Genomic DNA, 13,882 nt, shown 5'->3' on the forward strand with positions numbered 1-13,882 from the left:
CTTTATCAACTACTATAAACAGAAGCTTTTGGTAATTTTGTTCTACAAGTGTTTAAAATATGAAATTAGCCATTACTTTCATCTCTTACCTTATTTAAATAATTAATGCTACCTCTCTAAATCAATTATAAAGTGTATATGAATCAATTCTCTTTTAAAATACGCCCAATAACTTTTCTAAAAATCATTTTATTTCCCAAAATAAAATCGTCAATGATAAGCAGACTTAGCTTTCTGTTTATATCTGACGGATTATAAATAAACGGACAACAGGCAGGAACCCTTTAAAGTTTTTAAATTTCTGAACAAAAATAAATTAATTAATATTCAGATAAAAAAACTTATGCTTTTCATTTATTTAAGCTTTTGTTTTATACTCCCTGTTTATTAGAAATAATATTGTGCTTCCAATTCTCAAAATCGTCATACATATCACTATACCATTCACTACATGCAATATATTTTTTATTATTTATTTTAAAAGTACTTTTTGTCCAATATCTATTTTTACTGCTTCCCCCATGCCTTGCTAAATCTCTAATAGAACTTTTCTCATCAACCTCTTTTAAAAAAGGATAACCTAAACCAAAAGTTTTCTTCGAATATTCTTTATTCAATAGATTTTTAACCATATAATCTTCAATTAGATTTTCATTAATTAAATCTAAAAGAGTTTGTCTCACATGCATTCCAATTCTTAAGCCTGTATCTACTTTTTTCGAGTTGACGTTGGAAACATCTGTGAGTGCTGTCATTGAAAGCATGCGCTTCATGAACCTTGCTAAATCTTCGTTATCGGGAACTTCTCTAAGCATCATATTAAAAATATCTGTTATTTGTTGAACCTTTGTGCTTAAAGAAATTTCATCACATATTATGTTCAATATTTCTTCCCAATGAAGAGTATCTTCAACATCTAATTCGTCTCTTTCTGTAGGATAATTTACTCTCTTCCCTAAGAAACTTAATACAGTATCTTCATTCCACCCAGTAAAATAAGGGTTATTGTTTAACAGTTCATACACCTGAGGATAGGCAGTTTGAATACAAATTAATGCAAAATGTACAACTTCTTCGCTTTCAGAATTCATATCTTTTCCAATTCCATTGTTAATAATCTTTAACAATGAAAGTGAGTTAATTAACCTTTTTAAGCTTCTGGGGTTTGTCCCAACTGATAATTTTACTATTCGAGCTGCTTTTTTCTTGAAACTCTTTAAATCAATTTTATTATCTTCAAATTCTTGAAAATAATATATGCCCTCTAAATGATCAGCTAAAAAATCATTAATTTGATAACTATTTACTGGCATAGTGAATGGAACTTGAATAATTTTATCGAAAAATGAGCGAAACTCCTTCTCATTGCTGTTGTCTTTTTCTCCAAATTTTGATTTTAGTCCTTTCACTACAACATCATAGTCTATTGCTAATAAGAATACACATCTATCAATCGTGAATACGTTTTTTAGTACTTCTAAAATACCTACAGCAACTGTAGGCTCTAATCTATCTAAATCATCTATGAAGAATATAAACCCTTGCTTATCTTTATTAACTTTTAATAAATCAGAAATAACACTCTCTAAGCTCATTTTAAGTTCCATGATGTTTTCACTAATACGCTGTTGCTCTTCATCCTGAATGTAATTCTCCTGTTCGTAGGTGGTCTGTGAGAAATTACTGATAATTTGATTCATCATTTCTTGTGTTGACGTGTCTCCACTTATTAAATGTCCTATAACTAACTTAGTTAACTCTGGAATCATTGGTGAGAGGTTCCTTGAGAAATCTTTAATCTTTATTAGCTTTGCTTTAATCGATTTTATCTTTTGACTTTCTGCTTCTCTTATATCTGTATCTACTTGTTCTAAGCTTGCTTCTATAGTTTTAACAGTTGCATTTAACATATGAGAAACGACAGTCAATAAGGTGTCTTTATCTTGTATAAGTACGGAGTATTCCCAGGTGTTTATCCATATGCTTTCAAATTCTTTCTTCTCCCCACAAAGCTCATGATGTACATGACTCATTAAAGAAGTTTTTCCACTTCCCCACTCACCTTGTATAGCAATAGTAATGGGAGTTTCTGAGTACTTAATAAATTTTGCCAAACCCTCGGAATATCTATCGATTCCAAAATAATCATGCATACTTTTATTAATTCTAGGTGTGTCTACTATACTAGTTCTTCTGTAATTGATATTAACCATCTCCATCCATTTTTTAGATAAAACAATATATATTATACACCAACATATAGGATTAAAGGTTCTGTTTTAAGAAAATAATGACAATTGATATTAATCTATGAACTTTTGCAATACTGGTACTAGCACTTTAAATAAGGAGAATAATTGGTTTGACAACGTTAGAATAGGATAATCAATTTTATAAAGGGCGAGTTAATTTGATATTAAGACTGAAATCATTTCTTACAGCTACTTTCATATTGAGTGATATAAAAGTCCCGTATATGACTAAGAAAAAGAAAATTCATCAAGGGATGAAGTATGTCCAAAAAAAGGAATTTATCCACCAATTATACGAATTAGGTTCATAAATAAGCAATTTAAAGTTAATACACAATCTATTTTTTAGCGTGTAGTTTTTGCACTAGTCCCCTTTTTATCTATATAGAACATTATGTGAATTATATTATTCTTTTAACCTAGCCGTTCTTACTTCTTTACAATTAACTTAATTTTTCATCCCATTATTTAATATCCTTCTCAAATATAGTTCTTTTTACATAATCACACAATTAAATATATGAATAATATTCCATTTGAAGTAAAATATCTTTGAAAACTGTTTTATTATAACGAAAAAATAATCATTAATAGTTATTTTTAACCAATAATATTGATTTTCTTTACTTTTATATAGATTTAAATTACTTCATTGAGAATAAAAGACATTCATAAATACTTCAGGAGGGAATATATGAAAAAACCAAAAATATTTGGTACTTTCTATAAAATGAATGACAAAATAATGAGAACTCAAACTTATCTTCAGTGGGGAATATCTGAAAAGTCCATAGGTGCTGTCATTATGTCGAATCCTGGATCAGCACAATTAAAATCAACTCAAGAATGGAACTCTTTCTTAACTTCTAACCAGGATAAAATTGTGGGAGAACTGTCTGTTGATCCAACAATGAAACAACTTAATTGTGTGATTAATGGTATTTATATAAATAAAGAAAATTTTGAAGGGCGTTTATATATCTACAATTTGTTCCCTTTAAGAAACCCTAATATAAATTTTTCCAGAAAAGAATTTAGTTTAATTGAGGATAAAATACTGAAAGAAAATGAGTTGATAATAGAAGAATGTTTTTCTCAAGGTCACCCATGGTTTCTCCTAGCATGGGGATGCAATCACCCCCAACAATTGAAGTCCTCTATGAAACAGTGGAACAAAGCATTAACAAAGTATAATGCCGTTACATTTGGAAAACGAGGAAAGACAGAATGGGATTATTATCATCCTTCTCCACCTCTACAACAAGCTAAAGATGTATATTGTGAAGACATTCAATTAATATACCAGTCCATGTTTAAACAAAGTAACGAAACAAAAGACAAGCTAAAAGTCTCTAAAACTTTTTATATACCTAGTAAAGGTCCAGAAGATTGGAAGGGACTATTAGTAAATGGGGAAAAGCAGTTTAAAACAGGATATTCAGCAAAAACACTAGCATATTGCTGGGGCAAACAAAATGATTTTCCTCCTGATGTAAAATCTTGTTTTAATACTTCGGATGTACCCCTATTTCAGCAGGTGGAATTACTTTTAGGGTTACCAGAATATAAAGTTAGTTTACCTGGGGGAAATGCAGCCTCTCAAAACGATATATTTGTTCTAGCAAAAGGAATCTCACAAGAAAATAAAGAAGAATTAATTTCCGTTGCTGTTGAAGGAAAAGTCAATGAAGATTTTGGTAGCAAGATTGGGAAAAGATTAGAGAATGAACCAAGTAAGGGGTTAAGGGAAAGAGTTCAATTTCTACTCGAAACACTTAGATTAGAACAATTATGTAAAACGGACATTTGTGAGCTTAGATATCAGCTGTTACACAGGACAGGTTCTGCTATTCTTCTTGCTAAAAAGTTTACTGCTCCCAATGCCCTGATGTTAATACACTCTTTTAGTCAAGAGGACAAAGGTTTTCATGACTACAGTAAATTTGTATCTTTTTTTAAGCTACGAGCTATAAAAAATCGTATTGTAGGGCCAGTTACTATTAATGGAATCAATTTGTATTTTGGGTGGATAAAAGGAAATCCAAAGTTTTTAAGTTGCTAGCTCTAAAACTAAGTAATTCTTATAACATTTTAAAAGGGGATATTTTTCATGTTAAATAATGAATTAAAAAAAGAAGCTATAGAGAAATTAGAACAAGCTGTTAATGAGTATGAGAAAACATCAAATAATTTGCAAAATAATGCTATTAAATTACACAACACACGTGCTTATAGTGTTGATATTATTCAAAAAGTAGAAGCATATATAAACACATTAGCAAATACTCCAAAAGAGTTTGAAAAAAGCTTTGAGCAAGTTCTTCTTAATGTGAAAAGTTTTAAGGTTCTTAGTGAAATTTCTTATGATGAAAAAGAAATGCTTAAATTGGCTGGTGGGGGTACGGCCGTGGGTGTTGCAGCAGGTGTAGCTACTGCTGCCTTTGCCCCTACTGCAGCTATGGCTATAGCTACTACCTTTGGTACCGCATCAACAGGCGCTGCTATTTCTACTCTGTCGGGAGCTGCAGCAACTAATGCAGCTTTAGCTTGGTTAGGAGGAGGAACTATACTAGCTGGTGGTGGTGGTATGGCAGGAGGAAGTGCTTTCCTAGCACTAGCAGGCCCTATTGGATGGGGAATTGGTGCAGCTAGTTTGGCTGCAGGTGGCTTTTTTATAAGTAAAAAGAATAAAAAAACGGCAATTAAAGTAGACGAAGAACGCGTAGAAATTGTGAAATCAATAAGAATTCTCCAAGCAACATCTATCAAAATTAACAATTTAAAATCTTTGACTCAATCCCTAGCTAATAACTTGGAACAAGACCTAATTTTATTTATTAGTAATACAAAGCATGTAAAATCTTTTACTGAGTTTTCAGAGGATGAACGTAACAAGTTAAGGGCAATTATTAATAATACAGAAAGTTTGTCTGCGTTGTTTATGAAAGAAGTCGGCCAATAATGCCAACAAATGTGTGGAGTGATCAAGTATGGGCGGCTGGAATAGACGGGTTTAACTTTTGGAAAAGTGAGTCTATCGCAAAACAATTAGACCAAATTGTACAGGATGCGCTCATGGCTCAAAATCAGCAAAATGTAAATTTCGAAAACGCACTAAGTCATATGATGAAAATGCGACAGTTTCTTTCAAACCCAAATAACATTCTAGGTTCAAACCACACTAAGCATGGTGAAGTAGCAGAACATTTAGAAGTAAACGTACGTAATGCTTGGGCAGCTTTAAATGGGCAGAAAGAAGTTGCTACTTTTGATGGGGTAGCTCGTACTGCACCTGAAGATTTTATTTTAGACCACGTTAAATATCAATCAAAGTTTATAAATGGGACTAATAATACCTTAAAACACGTTCTGGAACATTTTGAGAAATATCAAGATACGTCTATGAGTTATTCTATCCCAAAAGATCAGTATAAGGTAATTGAAGATATAAAATCGGGTAATCCTCCGAGTTATTTAAACAGTAAATCAGTTCGTGCTATCCTCCAGAAGGTAGAGAAGATAGAACTTGAGACCGGTCAAAGTTTTCAAAGTGTAGTAAAACCTTCAATATCCAAGTATAGTGAAGCTCAGCTAGGAAAAGTTGGAGAAACGGTTTCCAAACACCAGGATTACCTTGTTGATCAAAATGAAAGAATACAAGGAGAAATTGAACAAAAGGCAAGGGGAAGAATAAAATTTACTGAATTAAAAAAAGGCCCCTCAGTCAGTGAAGGCAGTAAAGTAACTGTAACAGCAGCTACAATAGCTGCTTCATTGAATACAATAACAATCATTTATAGAAAAATGAAAGATGGTAAGAGACTTCAAGACTTTGAAGAAAATGACTGGAAAGAAGTCGGTTTAAGCTCTGTTAAGGCTGGCGTGAAAGGTGGGGTTACTGCAAGTAGTATTTACGCTTTAACAAATTTAACCTCTCTATCAGCACCTTTTGCAGGAGCAATGGCTAGTGCTGCTATGGGCCTAACATCTTTAATGACCGATTTGAATAAAAATCAAATCACCATGGATGACTTTGTTACACAAGGGCAGATTCTTTGTTTGGAAGCAGGAATAGCTGCTACAGGAGGAGCTATTGGCCAAATGTTAATACCTATTCCTGTTCTAGGATCTATTATTGGTACAGTAACTGCAAATTTTATTTGGTCGTATGCTAAAGACAAATTAGGTGAGAGAGAACACGAACTAAAAAACATATTGAATACCTATTCACAGTCTGTTGTAACAAAGCTAGACGTTGCTTATCAGGACATTATTTTAAAGATTAATACAACATATGATCATTATGATTCTCTTATAGATGCAGCTTTCACTGTTCGTGCAAACTCTTCCGTTTTAGCGTCTGCCTCTGTGAATCTGGCCTTAGAATTAGGAGTGCATGAATGTAGAATCTTAAAAGATGATAATGATTTAGAAGAATTTTTCCTAGGATAGAATATTGAGCACGTATAAAAAATTGTACATCCTAGCTCCTAAACATAAGTAAATAAAGTAAAATAAAAAAGAGAAGGATAAGCCCTTCTCTTTTCTCTATATGATCCTCTATACTTAGATACCCTTTTTCATGCTGAATTGGCGACATTCATGATCAATTTTATATAGGGGAGGAAAATTTGTATGTGTCTATCCCCTTTATCTTGAGGTTATAATATTAGAGAGGAAAATGAACATGGCAAAAAGAATTACGTTAGCTGAAGATAGACCTGATTTAGTGAAAGAATGGCACCCTACTAAAAACGGTGATTTAAAACCTTCTGATGTTACAAAAAGTGCACCGGAGCGAGTTTGGTGGCTATGCTCTAAAGGACACGAATGGCCGGCCTATATAAATAATCGCAATAAAAAAGATAGAAAGGATGGTTGTCCTTATTGCAGTGGTCGCTATCCTACATATGAAACATCATTAGCTTACTTAAAGCCTGAGCTTGCAAAAGAATGGGACTATGAAAAAAATACTCTTACCCCACAATTAGTTAAACCAGGTACAAATTCGAAAGTTTGGTGGATCTGTTCTGTTGATAACAGGCATAGATGGCCAGCGACTATAAATTCTAGAGCATCAAAGAAGAATGGCTGTCCCTGCTGTAGCGGGAAAAAAGCATGGGAAGAAAATAATCTATTAGTTGATAACCCATTACTAGCAAGTGAATGGAATTATGATTTAAATGAGCTACGGCCTGAACAAGTGACACCTCGTTCAAATAAAAAATATTGGTGGACATGCAGTGAATGTGGAGAAGTATGGGAAGCAGCTTTAAACAATCGCCAAAGATATAGTTCAAGAGGTTGTAAGCGATGCAATTCCGGCCAGCAAACATCTTTCCCTGAGCGGGCAATTTTTTATTATGCAAAAAAAATGTTTCCTACTTTAACAATTGACAATAACGCTCCACTTTATTTTGATAATTATCAAATGACTGGTGATATTTATTTTCCGGAAGAGAACTTGCTGATCGAGTATGATGGTGAATACGCACATAAAAACAAGTCAGATAGAGATAAAAGAAAAAATGAATTATGCGCTCAAAAAGGAATAAAACTAATTCGTATAGTTGAACCAAGAGTAGACATACATGAGGATGGCGCAACTATTTATATTAAACGAGAAAAATCTAGTGGGTTTAAATCACTTAAGAAAGTGATATTTCAGCTCTTCGAATTATTTATTCAACATTTTAATGTTGATATTTCTCCTCAAAAACTTGAAGAATTTTTAAATTTGGAAAATGATTTTATAGATATTGAGGAAACTATTAAAAGACTGCAAAAAGAAAAATCAATTGTAACTACACATCCTGAAATCCTTAAGGAGTGGGACTATGATAAAAACAAAGAATTAAAGCCTTCGTTTTTCACTTATGGTAGCGGTACGAAGGTCTGGTGGATTTGTGAAAAGGATCATTCGTATCCAATGAAGGTGCATGATAAAGCAAAGGGTAATGGGTGTTCGTATTGTGGTAAAAAGAAGTTAGCACCAGAAGACTCCCTTCTTTTAAAATTTCCTGAATTAGCAAAAGAATGGCACCCTACTAAGAATGGTGAACTTACTCCAGATAAAGTTTTTGCTAGCTCTCCAACAAAAGTTTGGTGGCAATGTAGTAGAAACCCTGAACATGAATGGGAAACTACACCAAACCATAGAACTTCCGGAAAGAGAAAAACTGGCTGTCCTGGTTGTAAAGGGAAAAAAGTCTTCCCTTCTAACTCATTAGCTGTTGTAAATCCTAAATTAGCAAAAGAATGGCACCCCACTAAAAATGGTGAACTTACACCTTCTGAAGTTACGAAGGGTTCCAATAAGAAAGTATGGTGGTTGTGTAATTCGTGTGGAAATGAATGGGAAGCCCATATATATCATCGTAGTAACGGTACAGGCTGCAACACTAAAGAATGTAAAGGTAAACGTATAAGTGAAAAAATGAAAGCATTTTATTCAAAAAAAACTAGTTAATAGTTTAATTATTTGATGATATCACTACCCCCTCTTTGTGCATCGGAAAGGAAATAGGTTGGACAAATTCACTGTAAGAATGCAGACTCATCACTTAATCAATGATGTATAATAAAAAAGGTAAGGCGTGATGCCCTTACCTTTTTTCTATATGAGGAAATTAATAGAAGAAACCCCTATTAAAGGAGGATACATATGAAAGCCTTGACAATGAAGAACGTTGGAAAACGCTCGAATTGATGTATGTTGTTCCTTCACAAGAGTCTTTAAAAGAAAATAAATATGAAGGATCAGGTTTTGGCCTTCTACTGCAAGAGTTTAAAAAGACACTTAGCGATATCCAAGAACTCAAAAAAGAAAGTAAAGACTTAAATTCCAATAATAAATTCTTTACTGAGAAATTTTCTAAAATGGAATTGAAGCTTAACCGACTAGAAAAAGAGAAAGATGTGGGTTAAGTATAACGTATCATTTTCCGTACATACTAATAGCAGCAAAGTACAGATTACAAACTACTTAAGACTTTCCTCTACACATGTTACATTTACTTTTATAGAGTTTGTATTTTGCTCAAAAGTCTAGTTTTACGTCTCCCAATTACGTAACTAGGTTTTTTTTATAATGAATTTTAAAATCGTAGTATATTTCTCAAACATATAGATACACTTTTTTAAGGAAGACAATAGGAAGTCATTGCATATTGTATCAATCTAACCTCCACAGTTAGAATAATCGTAACTACTATTGATAATGTATTTCACAAGCAAGACTCCTGGTATATGTAACTATCGGGAGTTTTGCTTTTTTTGGCTAACTTCCCACTCCCCTTCATCTCATAAATATTCCTTTACTTGTTAACAATTGAAAGTAATATGCTCTAGCGAAAAAACAAACAATATTTAACAGTTAATATCTCTTTATTTGGGAAAGTTCTTATATAATATAACTATATGCTTACAAAAACAAAGTATAAGAATTGATTATTTAAGAAGAGTTACTGAAAAGTCTGCTTTTCAACAGGAGATGGAGTCTTATCCTAATAACACATTTACTAAAAAGATTGGTGCTCTGGAAAGAGATAAAAAAGAAGTTAAACATGTTAAGATAAAACCGAAAAAAATAAATCGAAAATTTTTTCTAAATCAATAAACACAAAAATTTTTGTAAGTATATCAATATAAAAACCGGCAATAATAAATTTAACGAGATCCATCTATTTCTCGTTATCGCTACTTCTTTTAATTCAATACTTATCTACGAAGGATCTTGGCAATGAAGGCATTGTCAAGGGTTTTTATTTTATAAAAAATATGTTTTTTTACTTTTTTATGTTTTTCTGCTTTTTTGTTTTTTATTTTATAAAAATGTTTTTTATATGTTTTTTGTTTTTTTACCTTTTATGTATGTCCGCCATTTATGTTTTTATATGTTTTTTTATTTTTTTATGTTATAATGAGCAATATAATAACAAAGACGAGATGATAGTAACATCTCGTCAATGTAGTGCAACTATCGTTTAGATGAGTGGTTGCGCCTTATGAATTTTCGTTTCGAAGACTTCCGACTAGTCCGGCCAGACTTTTTTCGGGAGTTCTTCTCTTTGTACACATTAATTGGGATTAATGCTAATAAGAAACCAACAATTGTAGGAGATATTTCTATTAAAATATCGTGAAGAAGTTTCATTAACGGTCACCTCCCTTCTCTATATAGTGGAGAAAGGTAAAACAGGGCAACCGCCCATCTAAAAATTAATGGTACATACTGCAAGTATACCACAATTTGGTGAAAAGGTGTTCTCTTTTTGTTCGATTTTGCATATTTAAATTTAAAATTGTCTAGGATTGGTATAAAGAACTTAGTTCACTTTGCAACTCCTTATACCAATCCTTTGTAATACCTATATAAAAACCCCTGGACTCTTTCTAAAACTGTCAAGGGGTTTTATCTTTTAATTTATATTTATAAAACAGTTTTCTTTTTATTAAATCTATTGCTATGATATCAATGAATGTGAGAGATACGTGATGGAACAAGAAGACAGACTGAAAAACCTATAAGTACATTGTCTTAAATTTTGTTAGCTTAGGAAATAGAGTTGGAATAAAAAATGCCAAAGGAAACAACAGAATAAGATTTCCACCTAGTTGATGAATCATTGAAATAATAAAATTCCCATCTATCGCTCCAATAATAGATTTTAAAGGAATCAAATTATTTACTTCATTATCTCCACTACTAGTTCGGTATTGTATTAAATTATCGTCTACAGGTATAGGAAATAATGTTATAGATATTAAACCTACTAAATAAAAGATTGATAATAATAACAGAAATACCTTTTCTAATTTATATATTTTTTTAAGACTATACGATTAAATAAAAGAATGAATATAACAATACCTAAAACCCACAAACCATAAATGAAAGGAAACATTTCTGTAAGCATTCTATTTTAACATCTACCTTTAAAAATCTTGTTCCTTCCACAACAATCCAATTTCTTGTTCACGCTGTAAAACCTTCTCCAGATAACGTTCGGTGGTCTTACGATCACTGTGACCTAGTTCTTTTTGAATTAAAAAGATATCGGCTCCCTGCTGCCGACTATAAATGGCATAAAAATGACGAAAATAATGAGGCGTAATCCTGTCATTCCGTTCTTTTACAAAAGGTAATTCTGTTCGTTCAATGATACGCACAATATAATTACTTAAGTTTTTATATTGATAATAGTCTCCATCTTTAGTTGGAAATAATGGACTATGATCACTTGAATTTAATGCTTTACTGACATGACGTCGTTCTCGAAAAGCAAGAATACGTTCATATAGCGATGGATGAAGTAGCTTATCAAATTTCTTTCCACCCTTCCCTACTCCTCTTAATCGATAATGGCCACTTAAACTGTCTAGATATACATCTCCCCACGAAGCTTTAGCTATTTCTTGTACACGTAACCCTGTCATGGCCAACATCGTTAACAATCCATAATTAATAGGATGATCCTTGTAATAGTCCAGAAGCTGTTTCACTTCATGGTAATACAAATCTCGATTTGGAATCTCTTGTTCTGATAGTGATGTACTCAAAATTTCTTTATGCAAAGGATGGTGAATATATTTCGTTTCATGTAACCATTTCATAAAACTTTTTAAAATCGTCATTTTAGCGTCTAAAGTTGCAGGTGAATAAGGTTTTCCACCCTTCCCTAACAATGCGGTACTTAAATATGCCTGATAGTTTCTTATATGCCAAGGTCTTAGGTTTTTAAAAATAGTTTCTTCTATATAATGGTCTACATCTTGTCTTAAGAAGGACTTACTTTCTACCGCATACTGGTAAAACTGCAGCAGTATCCGTAAGTATTCGGTTTTTGTGTTTTCTTTTCGTTCTCGATCTTTTCGAATATGTTTTCGTTGATTGACATAGTAGTACATCATTTCTACATCTGTAAAATCACTAAACATTTCTTCGTTTTTTCGCTGGTGATGCTCATTTCTTTCTTCTAATGCATCATAATACGTACTATCTAGCATCAATGAAACAATTTTATTGAAATCGCCTTTTCTTTCTCTTACTTCTCTTTCCATATGTACTAATGAGAAATCTTGCATAAAACCTCTCCTTTCGTAAAACATGACATCTTATTTATAAATCTCCCTTGTATTAAGATATTTTTTTCTCTATGTGGGTGTTAAGTTTGTATTTATTTGTATACAGATGGTAAATAACCTTTAAAACGTATTAATAGTATTAATAACAATATTTAAACTTTTAATTATCTTAATTAAACATCTAATGTTTCTATAATTAAATATCTAATTAAAATTATTTGTTATATTTATTACTTGTTAATTGTAACTTATTTAAAAGTAAAAGTATAAACTTACTTTTTATAAATATAGTTTACTATTTATATAGTTTGTAGAAAAATCTCCTATTTGTCATCACTTAGAGTAAATAGTGAAACTTAATTTTATATAAGTCGGTTTTATTATTTACATATTAATTATAAAAACTTTTAGATTATAACTATATGTGTATATGATATACTTAATTATTAACTAAAAGAAAATAAAAAGGAGTGTATGTCATGATTGATAATCCAACTAAAATCATTACCATTGAAGATGTGATGGAGATGCTATCTATTTCATCAAAGAAAACGATTTATACATATATTCAACAAGGAAAATTGAATCCTATTAATAAAGATGACTGGCATATTGAAGGACGTTATGAATTTGATATCCAAGATGTCGTTCGTTTACAAGAAGAGTTAAAGAAGCCTGGGCTTACGACAAAAGAGGTAGCTCAGCAACTGGATATCTCAGTCACAACAGTCAATAAGTATATTAAACAAGAACTGTTACCAGCGTTCCAAGAAGAATATCGAGGAATCAATTGTTATTTTGTGAATGAGGAAGATCTAGACGCGTTTAAGCGTACACATGAAGTGGGGCGCAAACCAAGTAAACGTCATTTCTATCACGCTGAACAAAATATTGCGCTATTTCAGCTTTTTGTGAAGAAAAGCGAAGAAAAAGAGCAGTTTGCTCGTATTAACTCAGTAGAAGATCCCATTATGGCAGTGACAGAGCAACATGAAGAGATAACGGTAGAAGAATTACTTAATCGCGGTTATGAAGCAGCCTATGAGATTGAATCCAAAAAAACGATTACCAAAGAAGGCTATGCTACATTTGCTTTTAAGCAAACAGCCTATGCAAAATCACAGCTTTATAAACTCATGGATTTATTCTATCAGTACCTAAGCCCAACCAATATGAGAATTACACCACAAGAAGAGAAAGAACAATTTTTGGTTGAAATTAAACCTGTACTACTGACAGAATCAGCTCAAGAAATTGTGGAATTATTAGATTCGGTTCTTGTTTCAGGGAAAATCAATAAGCGTAGTAGAGGCATTTATATTGATAGCAATTTGGAAGTGGTACGTGTAAAGGTATCAAGTAATTTGAAGGAAGAGTTACAGCAAAAAGCTAAGGAATTAGGCAAAAAGAATGTGGAAGAATTGCTATTATACGCGGTACAAAAATTATAAGTTAGAACAAGAAGAGATGCCTAATAAAAGCGTCTCTTCTTATTTAAATATTAGTCTAGATTATCAAGTTTCCAATGTATATCAACAAATGGA

9 protein-coding genes are annotated in these 13,882 nt (G+C 32.0%); 6 read left to right on the forward strand and 3 right to left on the reverse strand.

Annotated elements, in window-relative coordinates; genetic code table 11:
* Positions 1 to 371 precede the first annotated feature (371 nt).
* Entirely contained in the window at positions 372 to 2,213 is a 1,842-nt protein-coding gene (locus ACMX9J_RS24395) for a KAP family P-loop NTPase fold protein (RefSeq protein ID WP_416226301.1), read from the reverse strand.
* Positions 2,214 to 2,946: 733 nt separating this feature from the next.
* Here ACMX9J_RS24395 and ACMX9J_RS24400 point away from each other — a divergent pair.
* From ACMX9J_RS24400 to ACMX9J_RS24420, 5 genes are all read left to right on the forward strand, one after another.
* Positions 2,947 to 4,314: a DUF6946 family protein gene (locus ACMX9J_RS24400; protein WP_416226302.1), complete on the forward strand. Its 1,368-nt coding sequence runs from the start codon at positions 2,947 to 2,949 to the stop codon at positions 4,312 to 4,314.
* Positions 4,315 to 4,362: 48 nt separating this feature from the next.
* Positions 4,363 to 5,214: a hypothetical protein gene (locus ACMX9J_RS24405; protein WP_416226303.1), complete on the forward strand. Its 852-nt coding sequence runs from the start codon at positions 4,363 to 4,365 to the stop codon at positions 5,212 to 5,214.
* A complete protein-coding gene (locus ACMX9J_RS24410) occupies positions 5,214 to 6,704 on the forward strand; it encodes a hypothetical protein (protein ID WP_416226304.1) in 1,491 nt (496 codons plus the stop codon). The genes ACMX9J_RS24405 and ACMX9J_RS24410 overlap by 1 nt, the downstream gene beginning before the upstream one ends.
* A 235-nt stretch (positions 6,705 to 6,939) precedes the next feature.
* Positions 6,940 to 8,721 (forward strand): zinc-ribbon domain-containing protein, encoded by a 1,782-nt coding sequence (locus tag ACMX9J_RS24415; RefSeq protein WP_416226305.1) that lies wholly within the window; start codon positions 6,940 to 6,942, stop codon positions 8,719 to 8,721.
* A gap of 236 nt (positions 8,722 to 8,957) precedes the next feature.
* A complete protein-coding gene (locus ACMX9J_RS24420; RefSeq protein ID WP_416226306.1) occupies positions 8,958 to 9,179 on the forward strand; it encodes a hypothetical protein in 222 nt (73 codons plus the stop codon).
* 1,596 nt (positions 9,180 to 10,775) lie between these two features.
* Here the strand turns inward: ACMX9J_RS24420 and ACMX9J_RS24425 are convergent.
* Positions 10,776 to 11,078 carry a VanZ family protein gene (locus tag ACMX9J_RS24425; RefSeq protein WP_416226361.1) on the reverse strand — a complete coding sequence of 101 codons (303 nt, stop codon included), beginning with the start codon at positions 11,076 to 11,078 and terminating at the stop codon, positions 10,776 to 10,778.
* A 111-nt stretch (positions 11,079 to 11,189) separates the two neighbouring features.
* On the reverse strand, positions 11,190 to 12,338 hold the full coding sequence (locus ACMX9J_RS24430; protein ID WP_416226307.1) for a tyrosine-type recombinase/integrase: 1,149 nt from the start codon (positions 12,336 to 12,338) through the stop codon (positions 11,190 to 11,192).
* Positions 12,339 to 12,817: 479 nt separating this feature from the next.
* Between ACMX9J_RS24430 and ACMX9J_RS24435 the strand changes: the two genes are divergently transcribed.
* Positions 12,818 to 13,789: a helix-turn-helix domain-containing protein gene (locus ACMX9J_RS24435; RefSeq protein ID WP_416226308.1), complete on the forward strand. Its 972-nt coding sequence runs from the start codon at positions 12,818 to 12,820 to the stop codon at positions 13,787 to 13,789.
* Positions 13,790 to 13,882: the final 93 nt, after the last annotated feature.

The organism is Priestia sp. RMT2NF4, from assembly GCF_047872835.1.
GTDB classification, from domain to species: domain Bacteria; phylum Bacillota; class Bacilli; order Bacillales; family Bacillaceae_H; genus Priestia; species Priestia zanthoxyli.

Coding starts and splice junctions, on each gene's coding strand:
- ACMX9J_RS24415 (WP_416226305.1), top strand. CDS start 6,940: ATGGCAAAAAGAATTACGTTAGCTGAAGATAGACCTGATTTAGTGAAA.
- ACMX9J_RS24405 (WP_416226303.1), top strand. CDS start 4,363: ATGTTAAATAATGAATTAAAAAAAGAAGCTATAGAGAAATTAGAACAA.
- ACMX9J_RS24435 (WP_416226308.1), top strand. CDS start 12,818: ATGATTGATAATCCAACTAAAATCATTACCATTGAAGATGTGATGGAG.
- ACMX9J_RS24410 (WP_416226304.1), top strand. CDS start 5,214: ATGCCAACAAATGTGTGGAGTGATCAAGTATGGGCGGCTGGAATAGAC.
- ACMX9J_RS24395 (WP_416226301.1), bottom strand. CDS start 2,213: ATGGTTAATATCAATTACAGAAGAACTAGTATAGTAGACACACCTAGA.
- ACMX9J_RS24400 (WP_416226302.1), top strand. CDS start 2,947: ATGAAAAAACCAAAAATATTTGGTACTTTCTATAAAATGAATGACAAA.
- ACMX9J_RS24430 (WP_416226307.1), bottom strand. CDS start 12,338: ATGCAAGATTTCTCATTAGTACATATGGAAAGAGAAGTAAGAGAAAGA.